This window comes from Achromobacter ruhlandii, assembly GCF_002082135.1.
In the GTDB taxonomy this organism is placed as follows: Bacteria; Pseudomonadota; Gammaproteobacteria; order Burkholderiales; family Burkholderiaceae_B; genus Achromobacter; species Achromobacter ruhlandii.
Map to the genome: position 1 here is coordinate 976,610 of NZ_CP017433.1, position 24,671 is coordinate 1,001,280.

Annotated in this window: 21 protein-coding genes; 9 read left to right on the forward strand and 12 right to left on the reverse strand. The window is 66.3% G+C overall.

From position 1 onward, the window contains the following. Positions 1–90: 90 nt before the first annotated feature. The 8 genes from AruCF_RS04465 to AruCF_RS04500 all read right to left on the reverse strand — a co-directional run bounded on the left by AruCF_RS04465 (position 91) and on the right by AruCF_RS04500 (position 8,992). Positions 91–606 (reverse strand): RDD family protein, encoded by a 516-nt coding sequence (locus AruCF_RS04465; protein WP_006389354.1) that lies wholly within the window; start codon positions 604–606, stop codon positions 91–93. Positions 607–758: 152 nt separating this feature from the next. Beyond that, positions 759–947 carry a hypothetical protein gene (locus AruCF_RS04470; protein ID WP_006393542.1) on the reverse strand — a complete coding sequence of 63 codons (189 nt, stop codon included), beginning with the start codon at positions 945–947 and terminating at the stop codon, positions 759–761. A gap of 244 nt (positions 948–1,191) precedes the next feature. Next, positions 1,192–2,550, reverse strand: a complete 1,359-nt coding sequence (locus AruCF_RS04475; RefSeq protein WP_169537195.1) for a THUMP domain-containing class I SAM-dependent RNA methyltransferase — start codon at positions 2,548–2,550, stop codon at positions 1,192–1,194. Positions 2,551–3,032: 482 nt separating this feature from the next. Continuing rightward, entirely contained in the window at positions 3,033–3,461 is a 429-nt protein-coding gene (locus AruCF_RS04480; protein WP_006384749.1) for a CopD family protein, read from the reverse strand. Between the two features lie 524 nt (positions 3,462–3,985). After that, a complete protein-coding gene (locus AruCF_RS04485) occupies positions 3,986–5,437 on the reverse strand; it encodes a bifunctional 2-methylcitrate dehydratase/aconitate hydratase (protein ID WP_049072245.1) in 1,452 nt (483 codons plus the stop codon). An 82-nt stretch (positions 5,438–5,519) separates the two neighbouring features. After that, on the reverse strand, positions 5,520–6,737 hold the full coding sequence (gene prpC / locus AruCF_RS04490) for a bifunctional 2-methylcitrate synthase/citrate synthase (RefSeq protein ID WP_049072246.1): 1,218 nt from the start codon (positions 6,735–6,737) through the stop codon (positions 5,520–5,522). Between the two features lie 90 nt (positions 6,738–6,827). Further along, entirely contained in the window at positions 6,828–7,718 is an 891-nt protein-coding gene (gene prpB / locus AruCF_RS04495) for a methylisocitrate lyase (RefSeq protein ID WP_006389359.1), read from the reverse strand. A 284-nt stretch (positions 7,719–8,002) separates the two neighbouring features. After that, complete coding sequence (locus tag AruCF_RS04500) at positions 8,003–8,992, reverse strand: malate dehydrogenase (RefSeq protein ID WP_049072248.1); 990 nt, start codon at positions 8,990–8,992, stop codon at positions 8,003–8,005. Between the two features lie 357 nt (positions 8,993–9,349). Here AruCF_RS04500 and AruCF_RS04505 point away from each other — a divergent pair, with 357 nt between their 5' ends. The 8 genes from AruCF_RS04505 (at position 9,350) to AruCF_RS04540 (ending at position 16,414) form a co-directional block, all read left to right on the forward strand. Beyond that, positions 9,350–10,129: a GntR family transcriptional regulator gene (locus tag AruCF_RS04505; protein WP_049072250.1), complete on the forward strand. Its 780-nt coding sequence runs from the start codon at positions 9,350–9,352 to the stop codon at positions 10,127–10,129. 121 nt (positions 10,130–10,250) lie between these two features. Then, on the forward strand, positions 10,251–10,667 hold the full coding sequence (gene sdhC / locus AruCF_RS04510) for a succinate dehydrogenase, cytochrome b556 subunit (protein ID WP_006389362.1): 417 nt from the start codon (positions 10,251–10,253) through the stop codon (positions 10,665–10,667). After that, complete coding sequence (gene sdhD / locus AruCF_RS04515; RefSeq protein WP_049072252.1) at positions 10,668–11,051, forward strand: succinate dehydrogenase, hydrophobic membrane anchor protein; 384 nt, start codon at positions 10,668–10,670, stop codon at positions 11,049–11,051. Between the two features lie 15 nt (positions 11,052–11,066). Beyond that, positions 11,067–12,833, forward strand: coding sequence for a succinate dehydrogenase flavoprotein subunit (gene sdhA, locus AruCF_RS04520; protein ID WP_211485699.1), 1,767 nt, complete (start codon positions 11,067–11,069; stop codon positions 12,831–12,833). An 18-nt stretch (positions 12,834–12,851) separates the two neighbouring features. After that, entirely contained in the window at positions 12,852–13,568 is a 717-nt protein-coding gene (locus tag AruCF_RS04525; RefSeq protein ID WP_024068140.1) for a succinate dehydrogenase iron-sulfur subunit, read from the forward strand. Positions 13,569–13,594: 26 nt separating this feature from the next. After that, positions 13,595–13,855 carry a succinate dehydrogenase assembly factor 2 gene (locus AruCF_RS04530; protein WP_049077540.1) on the forward strand — a complete coding sequence of 87 codons (261 nt, stop codon included), beginning with the start codon at positions 13,595–13,597 and terminating at the stop codon, positions 13,853–13,855. An 18-nt stretch (positions 13,856–13,873) separates the two neighbouring features. Beyond that, positions 13,874–15,184, forward strand: a complete 1,311-nt coding sequence (locus AruCF_RS04535; RefSeq protein WP_047992235.1) for a citrate synthase — start codon at positions 13,874–13,876, stop codon at positions 15,182–15,184. A gap of 120 nt (positions 15,185–15,304) precedes the next feature. Then, a complete protein-coding gene (locus tag AruCF_RS04540) occupies positions 15,305–16,414 on the forward strand; it encodes a hypothetical protein (RefSeq protein WP_049072254.1) in 1,110 nt (369 codons plus the stop codon). Positions 16,415–16,445: 31 nt separating this feature from the next. On the opposite strand, the gene AruCF_RS04545 is transcribed toward AruCF_RS04540, so the two are convergent. The 4 genes from AruCF_RS04545 to mdeB form a co-directional block, all read right to left on the reverse strand. Next, positions 16,446–16,898: a DUF2214 family protein gene (locus AruCF_RS04545; RefSeq protein WP_049072255.1), complete on the reverse strand. Its 453-nt coding sequence runs from the start codon at positions 16,896–16,898 to the stop codon at positions 16,446–16,448. A gap of 149 nt (positions 16,899–17,047) precedes the next feature. Next, entirely contained in the window at positions 17,048–19,345 is a 2,298-nt protein-coding gene (locus tag AruCF_RS04550) for an NADP-dependent malic enzyme (RefSeq protein ID WP_049072257.1), read from the reverse strand. A gap of 20 nt (positions 19,346–19,365) precedes the next feature. Then, entirely contained in the window at positions 19,366–19,596 is a 231-nt protein-coding gene (locus AruCF_RS29025) for a hypothetical protein (RefSeq protein WP_144419087.1), read from the reverse strand. Between the two features lie 4 nt (positions 19,597–19,600). Continuing rightward, on the reverse strand, positions 19,601–22,288 hold the full coding sequence (gene mdeB, locus AruCF_RS04555) for an alpha-ketoglutarate dehydrogenase (RefSeq protein WP_049072259.1): 2,688 nt from the start codon (positions 22,286–22,288) through the stop codon (positions 19,601–19,603). Between the two features lie 296 nt (positions 22,289–22,584). On the opposite strand from mdeB, the gene AruCF_RS04560 reads away from it, so the two are divergent. After that, positions 22,585–24,642 (forward strand): OPT family oligopeptide transporter, encoded by a 2,058-nt coding sequence (locus tag AruCF_RS04560; RefSeq protein ID WP_049072260.1) that lies wholly within the window; start codon positions 22,585–22,587, stop codon positions 24,640–24,642. Positions 24,643–24,671: the final 29 nt, after the last annotated feature.

The following is a 24,671-nucleotide window of genomic DNA, read 5'->3' on the forward strand; positions in this document are numbered from 1 at the left end:
TTCTGAAAGCCTGCGCCTAATTCGCCGCACGATTTTGCTAGTTGTAAGCAGGTATGTTCAGCGCCCGTTCAGGCGTCCGATTCCTGTCGCTCAACGGGTTTTCTTGCGCTGCGGCGCATTGCGCAGGCGCGTGCCGAGCAGGCGGTCGTGCAGGAACTGGCCGTCCGGATCGAACCAGGACCAGATGAAGATCGTGAACGGCGCGGCCACGATGAACATGTCCATCGAGGGCCAACCGGTGGCGCTGGCGGCGGCCCACACCACGGCGGCGCCCGCCAGCACCAGCGGCCACGCCAGCACGTAGCGCAGGATCAGGCGGGCGGTGGACGGCGGGTTGCCATCGCGATCGACCAGGCGGATGTTCCAGGTCTTCATCGGCAGCGTCTGGCCGCGGCGGCGCCAGCACAGCACGAAGTAGGCGCCAATGGCCACGAACAGCCAGGCCTGGCGGGCGGGCCGCAGTTCCAGCGCATTCTTGCTCTGGGTCAGGGTATCCATGAGGTATCCCGCCAGGAAAACCACGCCGAACAGCAGCACGGCTTCGTACATCATGCAGGCGAACCGGCGCAGCCGGTTGGGGGTCTGGTCGAGGGAGGCGTCGGTCATGGGCCGGTATTATCCGACAAAGCCGCCACCTGGTGGGTTGACGGTTTCCCGGCTTCGGCCATAAAAAAAACCCGCCGGTAAGGGCGGGTCTATAAAAGGGGCTATGCAGCCCCCAAGGGGAAATCGTTCAGGCCCGAAGGCCTGGGTCCTGCTCAGGCGGCGGAGTGCGCGTTCTTGGCGCTCGTCTTGCCAGCCAGGGCACGGACGCCGTGAGCCAGCTTACGCAGGCCCGCGGCCAACGCACGCATCGGGTGCGGGCGGAACTGTTCTTCAATGGCCTGAAGCATCAGTTGACGCTCGAGTTCGTCGGTCAGGCGGATGGTGTTGTTCGGGTTGATCACAATAGCCTCCACGGGCTTGCACTGTTGTTTAGCTACTAGGGATAACCCGAATTATAGGGTTAACCCTGAAACTGTGCAAGCACCTGGTGCGTACCGGCAACACCCTGGTGCTGATGATGCCCCAAATCGGCGCTGCGGGGCACCATAAGCAAAGATACGGGCACGATGTTGCGGCGCTTTTACAACGCGCCGGCAGCTGAAAAGGGGGCGAGCCCGGGGGGCGCCGCCCCGGGGCGTACCGGGGTCAGGCGTCGCGGTAGCCGGCGGCGACCAGTTCGAAGCCGAACAGGCGGCAGTCCAGCGCGCCGTTGTGCAGCGGCACGCGCCGCTTGGGCTTGAGACGCATCTGGTTGGGCAGGGTCAGGTCGCTGGTGATGACGTGCAGTTGCCAGCCGGCGAAATTGCGCTTCAGGCACGTGGCCCAGTCGCGCCACAGGTCGGCGTCCTGCTCGGTGGCCATGCGCTCGCCATAGGGCGGGTTGGTGACGATCCAGCCATGATCCGCCGGCGCCTGTATTTCACGGGCGTCGCCTACCTCGAACCGGATGGTGTCGGCGGTGAGCCAGGCCCGCTCGGCGTTGTTGCGGGCAAATTCGACCGCCTGCGGATCGAGGTCGTAGCCCACCAGTGGCGCGTCCAACTGCGGCAGGATGCGCGAGCGGGCGTCGTCCTTCAGGTCGCGCCAGCGGTAGGCGTCGTGGCCGCGCAGGCGCTCGAAGCCGAACGGGCGCGAAATCCCGGGAGGCACGCCCAGCGCGATCCAGGCGGCCTCGATCAGGATGGTGCCCGAGCCGCAGAACGGATCCAGCAGCGGCGCGGCCGGGTCCCAGCCCGCCAGCGCCAGCATGCCGGCGGCAAGATTCTCGCGCAGCGGCGCATCGCCCTTGTCCAGGCGCCAGCCGCGCTTGAACAGCGATTCGCCCGAGGTATCCAGGTACAGCGTGGCGGTGTGGCCGGTCAGGAACAGGTGTACGCGCGCGTCGGGGCGGACGGTGTCGATGCTGGGGCGTTCGCCTTCCAGCTCGCGCAGGCGGTCGCAGATGCCGTCCTTGGCGCGCAGGTTGCAGTACTGCAGGCTCTGCACCGGGCTCTTGATCGCCGAGGTGTCCACGCGCAAAGTCTGTTCGGCGCCGAACCAGCGCTCCCAGGGCGTGTCGCGGGCCAGGTCGAGAATATCGTCCTCGTGCGAAATTTCGGCGTGCGCGACTTGCACCAGGATGCGGGTCGCCAGGCGCGAATACAGGTTGGCGCGCTGCACGCCCGCCCAATCGGCCGTGAAGGAACAGCCTGCGCGGCCGGCTTCGGCATCTTCGTAACCCAGAGCCTGCATCTCGGCCGTCAGTGCTTCCTCCAGGCCTTGAGGGCAGGGGGCGAACACCTTGAAGCGCTCGGCCTGGCGCGGTTCGCGCGGACGGCGTTCGCGCACCTCGACGGTCGGGGCGCGACGATGTGGTGCGTCGGCGCCGTGCGCCGGGCCGGCGTCGACCGGCGCCTCGTCGTCGTAATCGGGTTCGGGCGCGAATTCGGGCGCGGGGCCGTCGTCCTCGAACGGATCGTAGAAGCGGCCGGCGGGCGTGGCGGGGGCGACGTACTGGTCATCCAGGCGCGGGGCGCGCTGGGGCGTGCGGCCCGACCGCGGCGCCGGCTCCGCATCGCGGCGCGGGCGGTCGTCGCGCGCGTCATCGCCACGGCGGGGCCGGTCGCCGCGTGCGCTGTCGTTACGGCGCGGGCTGTCATTGCGAGAGCCGTCACCGCGTCGGGGGCTGTCGCCGCGGGGGCCGTCACCGCGTCGCGGATGGTCGCCGCGCGGGCCGTCGCCGCGTTCACGATCGTCCGGCCGGCGCGCGGCGCGGGCGGCGGCCTGGCGCTGCTGGTAGCCCTCGGGGTCCTTCTGACGCTCGATGTTGTCCTTGGCGCGCTCGTTCTGGGCGACCAGGCGGGCGCGGGCGCCGGTGCGCACCCGCTTGGGGGCGGCTTCGGCGTGCGCGTCGCGCGCGGTTTTCTTGATCGTCAGCGTCTTGCGCGGGCGGTCCTGGTCATCAGCGGACATACGAATCCTGGCGAATGTGCAAAGGGTAGGGGGAATCAGAAGGGTTTGACGACGACCAGCGCCACCACCACCAAGAGCAGCAAGACGGGAACTTCGTTGAACCAGCGATAGAACTTGTGCGAACGGGTGTTCTTGCCCTGTTCGAATTTACGCAGCATGACGCCACAGGCGTGATGGTAGCCGATGACGAGCAGGACGAAAAAGAGCTTGGCGTGCATCCAGCCGTTGCCGGGGCCGACGCCGATGCCGTAACCCAGGTACAGCCACATGCCGAGCGCGACGGCGACGACCGCCAGGATGGTGGTGAAGCGGTAGAGGCGGCGCGCCATGCCGAGCAGGGTGACCTGCACGGCCGAATCCGATTGCTGGGCCAGGTTCACGAAGATGCGGGGCAGGTAGAACAGGCCGGCGAACCAGGAGGCGATGAAGACGATGTGGAAGGTTTTTACCCAGAGCATGGACATGGTGGGGGGCGGTCTCTGTTTTCTTGGGGAAGGGGGATTGTAATTGCTGAGGGCTGGGGGTTCTTCGTAGGTCGCCCGTCGCGGCGGCGGTTTGGGGGGCGGGCGCCCACGATTGCGGTCCGGAGCGTTCGCTCCGGACTGCCCCTGCCTCAACCTCGTGGCCGCCGTTCGGCGGCTGCCTTCGGTTTCCGTCGGGCGCATCGAGGTTGCCCGCCCCCCAAACCGCCGCCGCGACGGGCTACGGGTTTCGAGAAATGATGCGCTGCCAGACCGGTGGGGGGTGGAGAGGTTTGCGGGGCCCGTCAGGACCGGCCGCGCGGGCGGCCGGTCCTGACTTACGCGGTGGCTTGCGTCGAGACGGGGGGGGCGCTGCGCGGTGGTGGGCAGGTGCTTGCTTGGCGCGCAGCCGCGAGGAGGGGAGAAGAGCGGCCCCGGACGGTGTTGCCGTGATGGGGCCGTGGGGCGTGCAGGTTGTCGCTTCAGATCTGCGCTTGTCGCTTCGGATCAGATCCGTGCTTGTCGCCTCAAATCACATACAGATCGACGTACTCGTGGACCGGCATCGCTTCCAGCTTTTTCTGGTCCAGCGAAGCTTCCAGGATGCGGGCCTGTTGGCGGGCGGGGAAGATGCGGGCGAGGTTGGTGCGGAACTTGGCTTCGAGCAGGGGGATGCCGTCGGCGCGGCGGCGCTTGTGGCCGATGGGGTATTCGCAGACGACCTCGTCGAGCTGGGTGCCGTCGGTGAACCGGACGGTGAGGGCGTTGGCGATGGAGCGCTTGTCGGGGTCGTGGTAGTCGCGGGTGTAGGCCGGGTCCTCGACGCAGGTGATCTTGTCGCGCAGGGCGTCGATGCGCGGGTCGGCGGCGACGTCGTCCTCGTAGTCGGCGGCGGTGAGGCGGCCGAACAGGAGCGGCACGGCGACCATGTACTGGATGCAGTGGTCGCGGTCGGCGGGATTGTTCAGCGGGCCCTTCTTGTCGATGATGCGGATGCACGCCTCGTGGGTGCGGATGGTGATCCTGGCGATGTCGTCGGTGGACTTGCCCAGGGACTTGAGGCGGTCGTGGATCTGCATGGCGCACTCGACCGCGGTCTGCGAGTGGAACTCGGCCGGGAACGAGATCTTGAACAGCACGTTTTCCATGACGTAGCTGCCGTAGGGGCGCTGGAACCGGAACGGCTGGCCCTTGAACAGCACGTCGTAGAAGCCCCAGGTCTTGGCGGACAGCACCGAGGGGTAGCCCATCTCGCCGGTGCGGGCGATCAGCGCCAGGCGCACGGCGCGGCTGGTGGCGTCGCCGGCGGCCCAGCTCTTGCGGCTACCGGTGTTGGGGGCGTGGCGATAGGTGCGCAGGCTCTGGCCATCGACCCAGGCCAGCGAGACGGCGTTGATGACTTCGTCGCGGGTCAGGCCCAGCATCTGCGCCACCACGGCGGTGGACGCCACCTTGACCAGCACCACGTGGTCCAGGCCGACCTTGTTGAAGGAGTTTTCCAGCGCGATGCAGCCCTGGATCTCGTGCGCCTTGATCATGCCGGTCAGCACGGCGCGCATGGTCAGCGGCGGCTTGCCGGCGGCGACGGCGGTGCGCGACAGCCAGTCGGCGGTGGCCAGGATGCCGCCAAGGTTGTCGGACGGGTGGCCCCATTCGGCGGCCAGCCAGGTGTCGTTGAAATCGAGCCAGCGGATCATCGCGCCGATGTTGAACGCGGCCTGCACGGGGTCCAGCTGGAATTGGGTGCCGGGCACCTTGGCGCCGTGCGGGACGACGGTGCCGGGAACGACGGGGCCCAGCAGCTTGCGGCACGCCGGATATTCCAGCGCTTCCAGGCCGCAGCCGAGGGTGTCGATCAGGCAGTTGCGAGCGGTCTCGTAGGCCAGGCCGCTCTGGATTTCATAGTTGAGGACGTAGTCGGCGATATCGACCAGGACCTGGTCGGGCTCGGGACGGACGTTGGAGATCGGGGCAGACATTGGGTACCTCTCCTGAGTGAATACAGGCGGCACTGGGCCCGCGCGGCGCGGGGGAAGGCGTCGGCAGGCCCATGTCGTCGTCCTACTTGCGCTTGTCGAGCGGCACGAACTTCTGGTCTTCCGGTCCGACGTAGTTGGCGGTCGGGCGGATGATCTTGTTGTCCACGCGCTGCTCGATGATGTGGGCCGACCAGCCCGCGGTGCGCGCGATCACGAACAGCGGGGTGAACATGGCGGTGGGCACGCCCATCATGTGGTAGCTGACAGCCGAGAACCAGTCCAGGTTGGGGAACATCTTCTTGATGTCCCACATGACCGTCTCGAGGCGTTCGGCGATGTCGAACATCTTGGTGCTGCCGGCTTTCTTGGACAGCTTCTTGGCCACTTCCTTGATGACCTTGTTGCGCGGGTCGGACACGGTGTAGACCGGGTGGCCGAAGCCGATGATGACTTCCTTGGCCTCGACGCGGCGGCGGATGTCGGCCTCGGCTTCGTCCGGCGTCTCGTAGCGCTTCTGCACGTCGAAGGCGACCTCGTTGGCGCCGCCGTGCTTGGGGCCGCGCAGCGCGCCGATGGCGCCGGTGATGGCCGAGTACATGTCCGAGCCGGTGCCGGCGATGACGCGGGCGGTGAAGGTGGAGGCGTTGAACTCGTGCTCGGCGTACAGGTTCAGCGAGATGTGCATCGCCTTGACCCATTCGTCGCTCGGCTTCTCGCCGTGCAGCAGGTGCAGGAAGTGGCCGCCGATGCTGTCATCGTCGGTCTGCACGTCGATCACGCGGCCATTGTGGCTGTAGTGGTACCAGTACAGCAGGGCCGAGCCCAGGTTGGCCATCAGGCGGTCGGCGATGTCGCGCGCGCCGGGCAGGTTGTGGTCGTCCTTCTCGGGCAGCACGCAGCCCAGCACCGAGACGGCCGTGCGCATCACGTCCATCGGGTGACTCGCGGCCGGCAAGGCCTCCAGCGCGTCCTGCAGTTGCACCGGCAGGCCGCGCAGCGAGCGCAGCTTCTGCTTATAGGCGGCCAGTTCGGCCTTGTTGGGCAGCTTGCCATGCACCAGCAGGTGGGCGATTTCCTCGAACTCGCTGGTGTGGGCGATGTCCAGGATGTCGTAGCCGCGGTAGTGCAGGTCGTTGCCGCTGCGGCCGACCGTGCACAGCGCGGTGTTGCCTGCGACCACGCCGGACAGCGCGACCGATTTCTTGGGCTTGAAGCCAGCCTTTTCTTCCGGCTTGGCGGCCGGGGTGGCGTCCGCGGTGGTATCCGTTTTGGCAGCTTGCTTCTTGGGAGCCGTGCTCATGTCTCTACTCCTTTCCTTTCGCGGTGGTCGATGCAATGGGGGAAGCGGGGCGCCGCGGGATCGCCGCGGCGCCGGATACGGTGGCGCGCGTCAGGCCTTGCCCTTCTGGAACAGGGCGTCCAGGCGCGATTCGAATTCGTGGTAGCCGATGCGGTCGTACAGTTCCTCGCGCGTCTGCATCAGGTCGACCACGTTCTTCTGGTGACCATCGCGGCGGATGGCGGTGTAGACGGCCTCGGCGGCCTTGTTCATGGCGCGGAAGGCCGACAGCGGGTAGAGCACCATGCCCACGCCCACGCTCTTGAGCTCTTCCACCGAGAACAGCGGCGTCTTGCCGAATTCGGTGATGTTGGCCAGCACCGGCACCTTGACGGCCTTGACGAAGCGGTCGTAGGTCGGCAGGTCGTAGGCGGCTTCGGCGAAGATGGCGTCGGCGCCGGCTTCGACGCAGGCCAGGGCGCGCTCGATGGCGGCGTCCACCCCGTGCGAGGCGATGGCGTCGGTGCGCGCGATCAGGTAGAAGTCGCTGTCGGTGCGGGCGTCGGCCGCGGCCTTGACGCGGTCGGCCATTTCCTCGGTGCTGACGATTTCCTTGCCCGGACGGTGGCCGCAGCGCTTGGCGCCGACCTGGTCCTCTATGTGGCAGGCGGCGGCGCCGAACTTGATCAGGCTCTTGACGGTGCGGGCGATGTTGAATGCCGACGGGCCGAAGCCGGTGTCGATGTCCACCAGCAGCGGCACGTCGCAAACGTCGGTGATGCGGCGCACGTCCGTCAGCACGTCGTCCATCGTGTTGATGCCCAGGTCGGGCAGGCCCAGCGAGCCCGCCGCCACGCCGCCGCCCGAGAGATAGATGGCGCGGTAGCCGGCGCGCTTGGCCAGCAGCGCGTGGTTGGCGTTGATGGCGCCGATGATCTGCAGCGGGTTTTCTTCGGCGAGCGCGCGACGGAACAGGGCGCCGGCGGATTCGGGTCTGGACATGGGGGAGTCTCCGTTATAGGGGCCGGGTGTCGTGACGTTGCCCCGGCTGGGATGTCAGGTCTTGCGGGTCCGCGGCGGGCCGGATCGGGGCGCGGCCCCTGGCCATGACCTTACCGCGGCCGCGGCACGTAAATCTGTCCCCTTCGCGACAATTCCTTGCGCGCTCGCAAAGGGGCGGTCGCAAAGGGGACAGATTTACGTGCCGCGGACGGGGCGTCCGTCGATGCCCCGTCCGCTTGCGAATTGGGCCCGCGTCAACGGGCCCAATTCTGCTTGCCGGCTGCTTACTTCAGCAGGTCCTTGACGCCGTCGCGCTCTTCCAGGAGCTCTTTCAGCGTGAAGTCCAGGCGTTCACGCGAGAAGGCATCGATTTCCAGGCCTTCGACGCGCTTGTATTCGCCGTTTTCGGTGGTGACCGGCACGCCGTAGATGATGCCTTCGGGGATGCCGTAGGAGCCATCGGACGGGATGCCCATGGTGACCCACTTGCCGTTGCTGCCCAGGACCCAGTCACGCACGTGGTCGATGGCGGCGTTGGCGGCCGAGGCGGCCGACGACAGGCCACGGGCCTCGATGATGGCGGCGCCACGCTTGCCCACGGTGGGGATGAAGGTGTCGCGGTTCCAGGCGTCGTCGTTGATCAGCTTGGCCAGCGATTCGCCGCCGACGGTGGCGAAGCGGTAGTCGGGGTACATGGTGGGCGAGTGGTTGCCCCAGACGACCAGCTTCTCGATGTCGGCCACGGCCTTGCCCGACTTGGCGGCCAGTTGCGACAGGGCGCGGTTGTGGTCCAGGCGCAGCATGGCGGTGAAGTTCTTGGCGGGCAGGTCCGGCGCCGACTTCATGGCGATGTAGGCGTTGGTGTTGGCCGGGTTGCCGACCACCAGCACCTTGACGTTGCGGCTGGCGACGTCGTTCAGGGCCTTGCCCTGGGCCGTGAAGATCTGGGCGTTGACCGACAGCAGATCCTTGCGTTCCATGCCGGGGCCGCGCGGGCGGGCGCCGACCAGCAGGGCCACGTCCGCGTCCTTGAATGCCGTGCGCGGATCGCTGTGGGCGGTGACTTCCTGCAGCAGCGGGAAGGCGCAGTCATCCAGTTCCATGATGACGCCCTTCAGGGCCTTTTGCGCTTTTTCGTCGGGGATTTCAAGCAGTTGCAGAATGACGGGCTGATCTTTGCCCAGCATTTCGCCGGAGGCGATGCGGAACAGCAGTGCGTAACCGATTTGGCCGGCGGCGCCGGTGACGGCGACACGCAAGGCAGGCTTAGACATGGACGTTCTCCGTAATGGTGTGGCGAGAAAATAATCTCACCAATCAGTGTAATCCGTTGAACGGCGAAGACGGCCCGCGCGCGAGGGGGCGGATGTGTCGCCGGACAGCCAGGAATCCTAGAACTAATTTACGGGTGCGTCAATTGATCTTATATCTTATATAAGACATAAGACGTTGGACAGCGCCACCCCCGATATGCCACAATAGAGCGTTTGTTCGAATGCGCCGCAGCACCGCCGGCTGCGCGCCTGTATCAGGCCAGAACACCGGCACCGCAGCAGCGCATGCGAATGGAAACCGCATCGTTTGCGCTGCCTTCCATTCTCCGGATGAACATGACACTTCCAAGACGATCCATGGCAGACCCCCGGCCCGAAACTCCCCTACGCACTCGCGCCGCCCGTCCGACGGGCGAGGGGGCCGCTTTCAGCCCGTTGTACCGCCAGATCAAGGACCTGCTGGTCCAGAGCCTGGATCGCGGCGAATGGAAGCCCGGCGAACTCATCCCCAGCGAAATCGATCTGGCTGCCCGCTTCCAGGTCAGCCAGGGAACGGTGCGCAAGGCGGTCGATGAACTGGCCGCCGAACACCTGCTGCTGCGCCGCCAGGGCAAGGGCACCTTCGTCGCCACCCACCATGAAGCCCGCGTGCGCTACCGCTTCCTGCGCCTGGCCCCCGATGAAGAGGGCGAGGCCGGCCGCGCCGAAAGCCGCATCCTCGAATGCCGGCGCCTGCGGGCGCCCGCCGAGATCGCGCGCGCGCTCGACCTGCGGGCCGGCGAAACCGTCGTCATGATCCGCCGCCTGCTGTCCATGGGGCAGACGCCCACCGTGCTGGACGACATCTGGCTGCCCGGATCCATCTTCCGCGGCCTCACCTTCGAGCTGTTGAGCGCCAACAAGGCGCCGCTCTACGGTCTGTTCGAATCCGAGTTCGGCGTCAGCATGGTGCGCGCGGACGAAAAGCTGCGCGCCGTGGCGGCGCCGTCCGAAGCCTGTACGCTGCTTAATGTTGCCGCCGGCACGCCGTTGTTGCAGGTGGATCGCGTGTCGTACACGTATGGTGACCGCCCCATGGAAATCCGGCGGGGCTTGTACTTGACCGATCGATATCACTACCGCAATAGTCTGAATTGATGAGCTTTTTACCTACGATTTGATACCAACCCGATCTCTGGGCGAAAATACCGTGTTTGCCCGCAAGGGCCACGGCGTTGCCGCCGTCACGATTCCCTAGTTCCGAAACACCGAGGCCGTCATGTCCGACACCGCTGCCAAGCCACGTCCGCAGTTTCGCAATATTGGGCTTGCCCAAGTTGCGTTCTCCTATCGCCTGCCCCTGGCCGGCAAGCTGTCCATCCTGCACCGCATCAGCGGCATATTGCTGTTCCTCTGTCTGCCCTTGGTCATTCTGCCGCTGTTCGCGGCCAGCGTGGCCTCGCCGCAGACCTTCGCGGCCGTCGCCGCGTATGCCGGCAATCCGATCGTCAAGCTCGTCCTCCTGGTCCTGATCTGGGGCTACCTGCATCACTTCTGTGCGGGCATCCGCTACCTGCTGCTGGACCTGCACCTGGGCATCGACAAGCTGTCGGCCAAGAAAAGCGCCGGCGTGGTTTTCGGTGTCAGCCTGGCGCTGACCCTGGTGTTCGCCCTCAAACTGTTCGGAGTGCTGTAAATGGCCGCCGCTAAAAACTACGGACCCAAGCGCCTGGTCGTCGGCGCCCACTATGGCGTCATGGATTTCATCATCCAGCGCATCACCGCCGTCATCATGGCCGTGTATACGCTGGTGCTGCTCATCGGCATCCTGTTGATGCCTGCCTTCACGTATGAATCGTGGCACGCGCTGTTCACGTTCTACGTGGGCGTTCTTCCGGTCGGCCAGATCCTGGCGACCCTTGCATTCATTGCGTTGGCCTGGCATGCCTGGATTGGCGTGCGCGACATCTGGATGGACTACGTCAAGTCGGTGGGCGTGCGCCTGCTGCTGCAAGTGCTGACGATCCTCTGGCTGATCGGTTCGGTCGTTTACTTCGCGCAAATCCTCTGGAGCATCTAAGCCGTGGTCTCTGTCATGAAATCCTTGCCGCGCCGCCAGTTTGATGTGGTGGTCGTTGGCGCCGGCGGAGCCGGCATGCGTTGTTCGCTGCAACTGTCCCAAGCGGGCCTGTCCGTTGCGGTGCTGTCCAAAGTGTTCCCCACGCGCTCGCACACCGTTGCCGCGCAGGGCGGCGTGAGCGCCTCGCTGGGCAACATGAGCGAAGACAACTGGTACTGGCACATGTACGACACCGTCAAGGGCTCGGACTGGCTGGGCGACCAGGACGCCATCGAGTTCATGTGCCGCGAAGCCCCCAACGCCGTGTATGAGCTCGAACACTTCGGCATGCCGTTCGACCGCAATCCCGACGGCACCATCTACCAGCGTCCGTTCGGCGGCCACACCGCCAACTTCGGTGAAAAGCCGGTCCAGCGCGCCTGTGCCGCTGCCGACCGTACCGGCCACGCGCTGCTGCACACCCTGTACCAGCGCAACGTCGCCGCCCGCACCCAGTTCTTCGTCGAATGGATGGCGCTGGACCTGCTGCGCAACGAAGCCGGCGACGTCGTGGGCGTGACCGCCCTCGAAATGGAAACCGGCGAGATCTACATCCTGGAAGCCAAGACCACGGTGCTGGCCACCGGCGGCGCCGGCCGTATCTGGGCCGCCTCCACCAACGCCTTCATCAACACCGGCGACGGCCTGGGCATGGCCGCCCGCGCGGGCATCCCGCTGCAGGACATGGAATTCTGGCAATTCCACCCGACCGGCGTGGCCGGCGCCGGCGTGCTGATCACCGAAGGCGTGCGCGGCGAAGGCGGCATCCTGCTGAACAAGGATGGCGAGCGCTTCATGGAGCGCTATGCGCCCACGCTGAAGGACCTGGCCCCGCGTGACTTCGTGTCGCGCTCGATGGACCAGGAAATCAAGGAAGGCCGCGGCTGCGGTCCGGACGGCAGCTACGTGGTGCTCAAGCTCGACCACCTCGGCGCCGACGTCATCAACAAGCGCCTGCCCTCGATCCGCGAAATCGCCATCAAGTTCGGCAACGTCGACCCGATCAAGGAACCGATCCCCGTCGTCCCGACCATCCACTACCAGATGGGCGGCATCCCGGCCAACTACCACGGCCAGGTGCTGACGCGCGAAAACGGCGAGAACAAGATCGTCAACGGCCTGTACGCCATCGGCGAATGCGCCGCGGTGTCGGTGCACGGCGCCAACCGCCTGGGCACCAACTCGCTGCTGGACCTGATCGTGTTCGGCCGCGCCACCGGCAACCACATCGTCAATTCGCATCCGGAACGCCAGCACGCGCACCAGCCCGTGCCGCAGCAGGCCGTCGAATTCTCGATGGACCGCGTCAACAAGCTGGAATCGCGCACCTCGGGCGAGAAGACCCAGGATATCGGCAATGCCATCCGCTTCTCGATGCAGCGCCACTGCGGCGTGTTCCGCACGCTGGAACTGCTGAACGAAGGCGTGACCCAGATCGAAGACCTGGCCAAGCAAGCCGACAACATCTACTTCAAGGACAAGTCCAAGGTGTTCAACACCGCGCGCGTCGAGGCGCTGGAACTGGCCAACATGACCGAAGTGGCCCGCGCCACTATCAAGTCGGCCGCCAACCGCACCGAGAGCCGCGGCGCCCACGCGCTGGACGATCACCCGACTCGCGACGACGAGAACTGGCTCAAGCACACGCTGTGGTACTCCGAAGGCAGCCGCCTGGATTACAAGCCTGTGCAGATGAAGCCGCTGACGGTCGAGTCCTTCCCGCCCAAGGCGCGTACCTTCTAAGTCCGGATAGAGCCTACTATGAGCACCAAGAGAATCGTCAAGTTCGAAATCTACCGCTACGATCCGGACAAGGACGAGCGCCCCTACATGCAGAAGCTGGAAGTCGAACTCCAGCCGACCGACAAGATGCTGCTCGATGCGCTGGTGCGCATCAAGAACGACGTCGACGACAGCCTGGCCCTGCGCCGCTCGTGCCGTGAAGGCGTGTGCGGTTCGGACGCCATGAACATCAACGGCAAGAACGGCCTGGCCTGCACGACCAACCTGCGCGAGCTGAAGGAACCGATCGTGCTGCGCCCGCTGCCGGGCCTGCCCGTGATCCGCGACCTGATCGTGGACATGACGCACTTCTTCAACCAGTACCACTCGATCCGCCCGTACCTCATCAACGACACGCCGCCGCCCGAGAAAGAGCGCCTGCAGTCGCCCGAGGCGCGCGAAGAGCTGGACGGCCTGTACGAGTGCATCCTGTGCGCGTGCTGTTCCACTTCCTGCCCGTCGTTCTGGTGGAATCCGGACAAGTTCGTCGGCCCGGCCGGCCTGCTGCAAGCCTACCGCTTCATCGCCGACAGCCGCGACGAAGCCACCGGCAGCCGTCTGGACAACCTGGAAGATCCGTACCGCCTGTTCCGTTGCCACACCATCATGAATTGCGTCGACGTCTGTCCCAAGGGGCTGAACCCGACCAAGGCCATTGGCAAGATCAAGGAACTGATGGTCCGTCGCACGGTCTAGTAGTTTGGTGTATTTAAGGTGTAATGATGAGCAGGCTTACTGAACTGGAACGGGCGCGGCTGCGTTGGCGGGCGCGCCGGGGCCTGCTCGAAAACGACTTGATCATCACCCGGTATCTCGACGCCTACGAGGCCGAGCTTACCGACGATGACGTGACGGCATTGACGCAGCTCTTCGAGTTGGGAGACAACGATCTTCTCGACCTGCTGCTGGCCCGCAAGGAACTCGAGGGCGCACTGGACACGCCCCGACTCCGCGGCATCATCGGCCAGATGCGGTCGCTCTGATTAATTGAGAGGAAAAACATGAACCTGTCTGACAAAAAAGCCACTCTGTCCTTCTCGGACGGCAGCGCACCCATTGAGTTCCCTGTCTACAAGGGCACGGTCGGTCCGGATGTGATCGACATCCGCAAGCTGTACGGCCAGACGGGCATGTTCACGTTCGACCCCGGTTTCATGTCGACCGCGGCTTGCGAATCGGGCATCACGTACATCGACGGCGACAAGGGCGAGCTGCTGTACCGCGGCTACCCGATCGAACAGCTGGCCGTCAATTGCGACTTCATGGACATCTGCTACCTGATCCTGAACGGCGAACTGCCGAACCAGGAACAGAAGGCCGATTTCGATTCGCAAGTGACCCATCACACGATGGTCAACGAACAGCTGCACTTCTTCCTGCGCGGCTTCCGTCGCGACGCCCACCCGATGGCCGTCCTGACGGGCCTGGTGGGCGCGCTGTCGGCGTTCTACCACGACTCGACCGACATCACGAACCCGCAGCATCGTCACATCTCGGCCATCCGCCTGATCGCCAAGATGCCGACGCTGGTCGCGATGGCGTACAAGTACTCGCAAGGCCAACCGTTCATCTACCCGCAGAACGACCTGTCCTACACGGGCAACTTCCTGCGCATGATGTTCGCCACGCCGTGCGAAGAGTACAAGGTCAACGAAGTCGTCGAGCGCGCGCTCGACCGCATCTTCATCCTGCACGCCGACCACGAGCAGAACGCCTCGACCTCCACGGTCCGCCTGTGCGGTTCGTCGGGCACCAACCCGTTCGCCGCCATCTCGGCCGGCGTGGCTTGCCTTTGGGGCCCGGCTCACGGCGGCGCCAACGAAGCTTGCCTGCAGATGCTCGAAGAGCTGCAAGCCAACGGCGGCATCGCCAAGGTCGGCGAGTTCATGGAGAAGGTCAAGGACAAGAACTCGGGCGTGCGCCTGATGGGCTTTGGCCACCGCGTCTACAAGAACTACGACCCGCGCGCCAAGCTGATGCAGGAAACGTGCAAGGAAGTGCTCTCGGCCCTGGGCCTGGAAAACGACCCGCTGTTCAAGCTGGCCATGGAACTGGAACGCATCGCCCTGGAAGATCCGTACTTCGTGCAGCGCAAGCTGTACCCGAACGTGGACTTCTACTCGGGTATCGTCCAGCGCGCCATCGGCATCCCGACCTCGCTGTTCACGGCCATCTTCGCGCTGGCCCGCACGGTGGGCTGGATCGCCCAGTGGAACGAAATGCTGTCGGATCCCGATTACAAGATCGGCCGTCCGCGCCAGCTGTTCACCGGTTCGGTCACGCGCGACGTGCCCCCGATGGACAAGCGTTGATACGCTGCCACGCTTGACCAGGAAACCGCCTTCGGGCGGTTTTTTGTTGGCCGCCGGCTCCACGGCCGGTTCCGCCGATGGCCGCCCCGCCGTCGCGGTTTGGCGTTTATCATCCTTGCCATGATTCCGATAGCGCTGCCCTCAGCGGGCTTCTACATTCTCGTTTCCCTGGGTTTTCTTGCCGGCCTGGTGCTGCTTGGTTGGGCGCTGGTGCTGGTCGCCAGCGGCGGCGCGCGCCGCACGGTCCGCAAATACTGGAAGACCTCCGGACTGCTGTTCGTGGTGCTGCTGGTCCCCTTTGCCTTCTATGCCTGGGTCCAGACGGTCATCTGGCAGATCGAGCGCGAAGGCGCGCGCCGCGAGGCCGCCCGCAACGTCACCCTGCAGGCGCCGACGACGGTAGGCGGCACTGCCATGCCCGCCGGCACGCGCCTCAAGCTGCAGGACGAGGGCGAACTGGAAACTTATGTCGAAGCGGAGTTTCCGCAGCCGGTGACCATGTACGGCGTGCAGGCGTCGCGCGCGCAACGCTATCTGGACGCCGAGTACGACAGCGACACCTACGCCCTGCGCGGGCGCCATCCGCGCAGCGTCCTGCTGCGCGGCGCTGGCAGCCAGACGGTGCTGGGCTGGCAATGCGACGCCACCCAGGACATTGAATTCGACGTGGCGAAGGATGGCGCGATGATGGCGCTGAACAAATGCGTGCTGGGGCCGGGCAACCGGGTCGACACGCTGGATCTTGCGCCTGGTTCGATCGTGTATGGATCGAGCGGCACCGTCTACACGGATGGCTCGCGCGATCCGGATCAATGGCGTATCGAGGTCAAGGACCCGGTGGCGGTCAAGGTGTTCGGGCTGCCATTGAGCGAGCCCCGGCTTTACCTGGATGGCGAGCGGCGCCTGTTGCGCGTCAGCGATGCCGAGCTGGCCTGCCCGACGACGTTCGGCGGCGTCCGTTATGCCGCCGGCACCCAGGTGCAGTCGATGCGGCGCGGTCGTGGCGATGCCCGCGAGCCGTTTCCGGGAGTGCTGGTGCTGAGTCCCTGGAACGGCGACGTCGCCCGGCGCGATGGCCAGCCCGATGTGCCCGAGGGCATGTCGGTGAGGCAGACGCTGTCCGGCGAAGTGATCGACGTGGTCCGGAACGACGCCGTCGGCGTGTTCCACTTCGCCACTATCACCGTCGGCGACGACACGCCACAGCCGACCCGCGCGCGCTGTCCCTAAGACGGGCGGGCCGCGCGGATCGCGGCGCGCCCTACGCGCCGATGCCGCGCGCCATCAGCACGGCGAACAGAGGCAGCAAGATGAACAGGTGCGATTCGATCATTACCCAGCGGCGCGCGCGCTTGATCTGGGCGGCGTCCGGCACGAAGGCGGGCTGCTGGCGCGCCTGTTTGGCCCAGCGCAGGAAGGCCAGCGTGGGCGGGATCGAACAGAGGCCGATGATGACGAACAGCGTGATCTTGGCGTGGAACCATGGGTTGCCCATGTAGAACGCGGCCCCCTTGACCCCCAGTGTCAGGCGCAGCACGCCGGTGGCCAGCACCAGTATCGCGCTCAGCAGATACAGGCGGTCATAGACCACCAGGCGCTTGAGCGTGGCCGGTGTCAGGTCGGGGCGCAGCAGCACCGCTTCGGCGGTCAGCACCACCACCAGGACGAAGATGGCCAGGAAGTGAAACCAGGCCAGGAAGGCGTCGAGCAACATAGGGTCGGGCTCCGGTAGGGAAGGGTCGAGGGGAGTCGCTGCCCCGTTTTTACCATTCGCCCGTCGCGGCGCACTATCGCGGCATCAAGCGGCCCAAAAAAAAGGACGCCCCGTGGGGCGTCCCTTGCGTGCCGATCAGCGCAGTGCGATCAACGGCGCTTCTTGGCGGCCTCGGCGGCTTCCTGCTGCGCATCGACCACGGCCAGGGCGGTCATGTTGACGATGCGGCGCACGGTGGCGCTGGTCGTCAGGATGTGCACCGGACGCGCGGCGCCCAGCAGGATCGGGCCCATCGCGACGCCATTGCTGCCCGTCATCTTCAGCATGTTGTACGTGATGTTGCCGGTGTCCAGCGTCGGCATGACCAGCAGGTTGGCGCGACCCTTCAGGGTGCTGTCCGGGTAGGCCAGCACGCGGATCTTTTCCGACAGGGCGGCGTCGGCGTGCATTTCGCCGTCCACTTCCAGGTCGGGCGCGCGGTCCTGCACCAGCTGGCGCGCGGCGGCCATCTTGCGCGACGATTCCGTGACGCGGCTGCCGAAGTTCGAGTGCGACAGCAGGGCGATCTTGGGCACCACGCCGAAACGCAGCATCTCGTCGGCGGCCTGGATGGTGATGTTGGCGACTTCCTCGGCCGACGGGTTTTCGTTGACGTGGGTGTCGGTGACGAACAGCGTCTGGTCGGGCAGCATCAGCACGTTCAGGGCGGCGTAGGTCTGGCCTTCCTTCCTGCCGATGATTTCGTCGATGTACTTGAGCTGGTTGTCGTACTTGCTGGCCACGCCGCACAGCAGCGCGTCGGCATCGCCACGGCGCAGCAGCATCGCGCCGATGAGCGTGTTGTGCTTGCGGATCATCGCCTTGGCGATGGCCGGGGTCACGCCTTCGCGGCCCTTGAGCTGGTAGTACGCGTTCCAGGTTTCGTTGAAGCGGCTGTCGTCTTCGGGATCGACGATCTCGAAATGCTGGCCGGCGACCAGGCGCAGGCCGAACTTCTTGATGCGCATCTCGATCACGGACGGGCGGCCGATCAGGATTGGGAACGCCAGCTTTTCATCGGCCACGGTCTGCACCGCGCGCAGCACGCGCTCGTCTTCGCCGTCGGCGTAGATGACGCGCTTGGGCGCCTTCTTGGCCTGGGCGAACAGCGGGCGCATCAACTGGCCCGAGTGGTAGACGAAACCCATCAGCTTCTGGCGGTAGGCCTCGATGTCCTCGATAGGACGGGCGGCCACGCCGGAGTCGGCGGCGGCCTGGGCCACGGCCGGGGCGATCTGGACGATCAGGCGCGGGTCGAACGGCTTCGGGATGATGTAGTCGGGACCGAACGACAGTTCCTGGCCGGCGTAGGCGCGGGCCACTTCATCGTTCTGCTCGGCCTGGGCCAGCTCGGCGATGGCCTTGACGCACGCCAGCTTCATTTCCTCGGTGATGCGCGAGGCGCCGGCATCCATGGCGCCGCGGAAGATGAAGGGGAAGCACAGTACGTTGTTGACCTGGTTCGGGTAGTCCGAACGGCCGGTGGCGATGATGCAGTCGGGGCGGGCGGCCTTGGCGACTTCCGGGCGGATTTCCGGTTCCGGGTTGGCCAGCGCCAGGATCAGCGGACGATCGGCCATGGTCTTGACCATGTCGGCGGTCAGCACGCCGGCGGTCGAGCAGCCCAGGAACACGTCGGCGCCGTTGACCACGTCGGCCAGCGTGCGCGCGTCGGTCTTCTGCGCGTAGCGCTTCTTGTTGGCTTCCATGTTTTCATCGCGGCCGTCCCAGATCACGCCGCGCGAGTCCACCACGTAGATGTTCTCGCGCTTGACGCCCAGGTGCACCAGCAGGTCCAGGCAGGCGATGGCGGCGGCGCCAGCGCCCGAGCAGGCCAGCTTGACCGTGCCGATGTCCTTGCCCACGACCTTCAGGCCGTTCAGGATGGCGGCCGAGGAGATGATGGCGGTGCCGTGCTGGTCGTCGTGGAAGACGGGGATCTTCATGCGCTCGCGCAGCTTCTTCTCGATGTAGAAGCACTCGGGCGCCTTGATGTCTTCAAGGTTGACGCCGCCGAGCGTGGGCTCGAGCGCGGCGATGATGTCGACCAGCTTGTCGGGGTCGTTCTCGGCCAGTTCGATGTCGAACACGTCGATGCCGGCGAACTTCTTGAACAGGCAGCCCTTGCCTTCCATGACCGGCTTGGCGGCCAGCGGCCCGATGTTGCCCAGGCCCAGCACGGCGGTGCCGTTGGTGATCACGCCCACCAGGTTGCCGCGCGAGGTGTACTTGGACGCGGCGTCGTCGCCCTGGTCGAAGATGGCCATGCACGCGGCGGCCACGCCGGGCGAGTACGCCAGCGACAGGTCGTCCTGGTTGGCGAGGGTCTTGGTCGGGGTGACCGAGATCTTTCCGGGGGTGGGATAGGCGTGGTAATCCAACGCCAGTTTGGTGAGGGTTTCGTCCATGGGATACAGCCTTTTCGGCGCTAACTGGAGATAAAAGCGAGAAGGTAAAACGGAAAGCAAAAAGCGGGCTCGCGGCCCGCCGTATTCTTTGGGAAATGCTTAGGGAACACCCGTATTTCAACAGAAAGCGGCGCGGATTGGTTGTTGCAGCGCAGCGATCGTCCGATTTTGATCAAACCGGCGCGCCTTGTGATGGCGCCGATGAAAAAGGAGAAAAGCCCCGGGCTGGGGCTTTTCTCCTTTGCTTTCATGGCGTTATTGCGCCCAGGGAGGCGTGGCGCGATCGGCTGCGCCGAGTTTGCGGCGTAGTGCGCTGGCCTGGTCCTGCCGGCCCAGGCTGTCCAGGGCGTGCAGCACGATCCAGTCGGCGCTGACCTCGAAGAAGTCGCGCAGGCGGGCGCGGGTGTCGCTGCGGCCGAAGCCGTCGGTGCCCAGCGTGCGGTAGGGCGCGGGCACCCAGGCACGGATCTGTTCGGGCACGGCGCGCACGTAGTCGGTGGCGGCCACCACTGGCGCATCGCTGCCGCCCAGGCTGGCACGCACCCAGTCCGCGTCGGGCGCGGTGGCCAGGCCGAGGGCGCGCGCGCGTTCGGCCTCGCGACCGTCGCGCGCCAGTTCGGAGAAACTGGTCACGCTCCAGACCTCGGCATCCACGCCGTATTCCGCGTGCAGGCGCTCGGCGGCGATTTCCGCTTCGCGCAGCATGGGGCCGGCGCCCAACAGGCGCACCGCCGCCTGCTGGCGCGCCGGGCGCAGGCGGTACATGCCGCGCAGGATGCCCTGGGTAGCCGCCTCGTCCCGTGGCAGATCGGGCTGTGCCAGGTTCTCGTTGGTGACGGTCAGGTAGAAGAACTCGTCGCGTTGCTCGTCCAGCATGCGGCGCATGCCGTACTCGACGATCACCGCGACTTCGTAGGCGTAGGCGGGATCGTAGGCGCGGCAGTTGGGCACGGCCGCGGCCATGATGTGGCTGGAGCCGTCCTGGTGCTGCAGGCCTTCGCCGCCCAGCGTGGTGCGGCCGGACGTGGCGCCGATGAGGAAGCCGCGGGTGCGCTGGTCGGCCGCGGCCCAGATCAGGTCGCCGATGCGCTGGAATCCGAACATCGAGTAGTAGATATAGAAGGGCAGCATCGGCAGGCCGTTGACCGAATAGCTGGTGCCGGCCGCCGTCCACGACGATATCGCGCCGGCCTCGGTGATGCCTTCTTCCAGGATCTGGCCGTCGCGCGCTTCGCGGTAGTACAGCACCGAGCCGATGTCCTCGGGTTCGTACAGCTGGCCTTGCGCCGAGTAGATGCCGATCTGGCGGAACAGGTTGGCCATGCCGAAGGTGCGCGCTTCGTCGGCCACGATGGGTACGATGCGCGGACCGACCTGCGGGTCTTTCAGCAGCGCCGTCAGCATGCGCACGATGGCCATGGTGGACGACATCTCCTTGCCGTCGGCGCTGAGCGCGAAGCGCGCCCATTGGTCCACCGCCGGCGGCGCCAGGCGCGGCGCCTGGGTCTGGCGGCGCGGGATGTGGCCGCCCAGGGCGGCGCGGCGCGCCTGCAGGTGGCGCAGTTCGGCGCTGTCTTCGGCCGGGCGATAGAACTTGAGCGCCAGGCAATCGGCATCGGAGATCGGCAGGGCGAAGCGGTCGCGGAACGCCAGCAGCGCCTCGTCGTCCAGCTTCTTCTGCTGGTGGGTGGTCATCTTGCCCTGGCCGGCCGTGCCCATGCCAAAGCCCTTCTTGGTCTGCGCCAGGATCACGGTGGGCTGGCCGCGATGGTGCGCGGCGCGGTGGTACGCGGCATGGATCTTGACCATGTCGTGGCCGCCGCGGTGCAGGCGGTCGATGGCCTCGTCGGTCCAGTCTGCCACCAGCGCCGCCAGTTCGGGATTCTGGTTGAAAAAGTGCGCGCGGTTGAAGGCGCCGTCGTTGGCGGCGAAGGTCTGGAACTGGCCGTCCACCGTGTTGGCGAAGGCGCGCGCCAGGGCGCCGTTGGTGTCACGACGCAGCAGGGCATCCCAGTCGCTGCCCCAGACCAGCTTGATGACGTTCCAGCCGGCGCCCGCGTACAGGGTTTCGAGTTCGTCGATGATGCGACCGTTGCCGCGCACCGGGCCGTCCAGGCGCTGCAGGTTGCAGTTGACCACGAACACCAGGTTGTCGAGCTTTTCGCGCGCGGCCAGGGTCAGCGCGGCGATCGACTCCGGTTCGTCCATCTCGCCGTCGCCGAAGATGCCCCAGACCTTGCGGTCGCTCGCGGGCACCAGCGAGCGGTGTTCCAGGTAGCGCATGAAGCGCGCCTGGTAGATCGCGTTGATGGGGCCGATGCCCATCGAACCGGTGGGGAACTGCCAGAAGTCCGGCATCAGCCAGGGATGCGGATACGACGACAGCCCGCGCAGGCCGCGCGCGGTGGCGGTGATTTCCTGGCGGAAGTGGGCCAGGTCGTCGTCGCTGAGAAAGCCTTCGAGGTAGGCGCGGGCGTAGACGCCGGGCGCCGAATGCGGCTGCATGTAGACCAGATCGCCGGGACCGTCGGCCGTGGCCGCGCGGAAGAAGTGGTTGAAGCCGACCTCGAACAGGTCGGCGGCCGAGGCGTAACTGGCGATGTGGCCACCCAGCTCGCCATGGGCCTGGTTGGCACGCACCACCATGGCCAGGGCGTTCCAGCGGTTGATGCGGGCAATGCGTTCCTCGACCGCCAGGTTGCCGGGGAAGGGCGGCTCCTGGTCGGCGGGAATGGTGTTCAGGTAGGCGGTGCGCGTCTGGCTGTTGGCGCGCAGGCCCAGCGTGGCGGCGTGTCCCAGCAGGTTGTCCAGCACATAGCCGGCCCGTTCGGCGCCCGACGCTTCGACCAGGGATTGCAGGCCGTCGCGCCATTCGGCGGTTTCGGCGGGATCGGCATCCTGCCGGGGGACTGTCCCGGCGGGGGAATGGCTGGCATCGCACATGATGGTTTTGTCTCCTTGTAAGCGCCATGCTAGTCCTGTCGCTGGGGCATGGGTGATCAAAATGCCGGGAGGAAATCCAGGTTTTCAGCATAATCGTTTGCCGATTTGGGTGGCGGCGGCAGGATCTGCCGCCTTGGGCCGCTTACCGGTGGTGACCACCTGTTGGACGCCAAGGCGCTAGAATCGCGCTTCACAAAAAACAAACCGGCAACCAGACAGGGCGGCAACGCCCTGATAGCCGGGGCCGTCCCGCCCCAGCGGCGGGCTCGCGTCCCGGCCAGTACAGGGAGACTTCAATGACTCAACCTACCAGCGTCCCGGCAGAGGTCACGCTACCGGAACTGACATTCCGCGGCGTGCTGCTGGGCGCGGTCATCACCATTATCTTCACCGCCTCCAACGTGTTCCTGGGGCTCAAGGTCGGCCTGACCTTCTCGTCGGCGATCCCGGCGGCGGTCATTTCCATGTCGGTGTTGCGCCTGTTCAAGGACGCCAACATCCTCGAGAACAACATGGTGCAGACGCAGGCCTCGGCGGCCGGCACGCTGTCGGCCATCATCTTCATCCTGCCCGCCCTGGTCATGATGGGCCACTGGCAGGGCTTTCCGTTCTGGCAGACCCTGGGCATCTGCGCGGCCGGCGGCATGCTGGGCGTGATGTTCACGATTCCGCTGCGCCACGTGATGGTGGTGCAGAGCGACCTGCCGTACCCGGAGGGCGTGGCGGCCGCCGAGATCCTGCGGGTGGGCAGCGCCGAGCGCGCCCAGGACGCGGCCGAGGATTCCGCTCGGGCGCCGGCCAGGCCGGGGGCCACCGGCATGGGCGACATCGTCAGCGGCGGCGTGGTGGCGGCGGCGGTCAGCTTCGCGGCCAGCGGCCTGCGTGTGCTGGGCGACGGCGTCAGCGGCTGGTTTTCGCTGGGCGGCGCGGTGTTCCGGCTGCCGATGGGTTTTTCGCTGGCGCTGCTGGGCGCGGGTTACCTGATCGGCATCGTGGCGGGCCTGGCCATGCTGACGGGACTGGTGATCTCGTGGGGCATCGCGGTGCCGATCCTGACGTCAATGGCCCAGATTCCCGCGGACATGTCGCTGGCGAAATTCGCCACCGGGCTGTGGTCGTCGCAGGTGCGGTTCATCGGCGCAGGCGTCATCGGCGTGGGCGCCATCTGGACGCTGGCGACGCTGTTCATGCCGATGGCGCGGGGCGTCAAGGCCTCGTTCTCGGCGTTGACCCGCGCCGGCGCGGCGCGCGCGGGCAAGGCGCCGCGCACCGAGCGGGACCTGTCGGCGGGCTGGATTTCGGTCGTCACGCTGGTGCTGGTGGCGGTGCTGGTGATCACGTTCCAGGTGTTCCTGGCGGACGCGCCGCTGACGGCCGCCGCGGTCTGGAAACTGGTGGCCTACGCTGTATTGTTCGCTTTCGTGTTCGGTTTCCTGGTGGCGGCGGCCTGCGGTTACATGGCGGGTCTGGTGGGCACCTCGACCAGCCCGATCTCGGGCGTTGGCATCGTTGCCATCGTGCTGGTGTCGCTGTTGCTGCTGGCGCTGGGCGGCGACCTGCTGGCGGTGCAGAACGGCGTGCAGATGACCATCGCGCTGGCGATCTTCAGCACGTCGGCGGTGGTGGCGGTGGCCTCGATCTCCAATGACAATCTGCAGGATCTGAAGACCGGCTGGCTGGTCGGCGCGACCCCGTGGCGCCAGCAGGTGGCGCTATTGATCGGTTGCGTCCTTGGCGCGGCGGTGATCTCGCCGGTGCTGGACCTGCTGTACAACGCCTACGGCTTCGCCGATGCGATGCCGCGCGCAGGCATGGACCCGTCCCAGGCGTTGTCGGCGCCGCAGGCCACGCTGATGCTGGCGATCGCGCGCGGCATCTTCACGCATCAACTGAACTGGACCATGATCCTGATCGGCATGGCGGTGGGCGTGGGCCTGATCGTGGTGGACGAGATCCTCAAGCGCACCTGCAAGGTGGCCCGCATCCCGGTGCTGGCGGTGGGCATCGGCATCTACCTGCCGCCGACCGTGGCGGCGCCGATCGTGGTCGGCGCGCTGCTGGCCTGGCTGCTGGAGCGCACGCTGCGCCGCCGCGCCGCGGCCGCCGGCAAGGACTATGAATCGTTCGCCGACGCCGCCAACCGGCGCGGCGTGCTGATCGCCTCGGGCCTGATCGTGGGCGAGAGCCTGGTGGGCGTGGTGATGGCCGCCATCATCGGCGCCGCCGGCACCGATGCGCCGCTGGCGATCGCGGGCGAGGAATTCGCGCGCACCGCCTCGTTCCTGGGGCTGGCGGTGTTCGCGCTGGTGGCGGTGCTGTTCTGGCGCCGCGTGACGCGGCTGGCGCAGCCATAGGCCAGGCGTTGCGCCACGCACGGATCGAA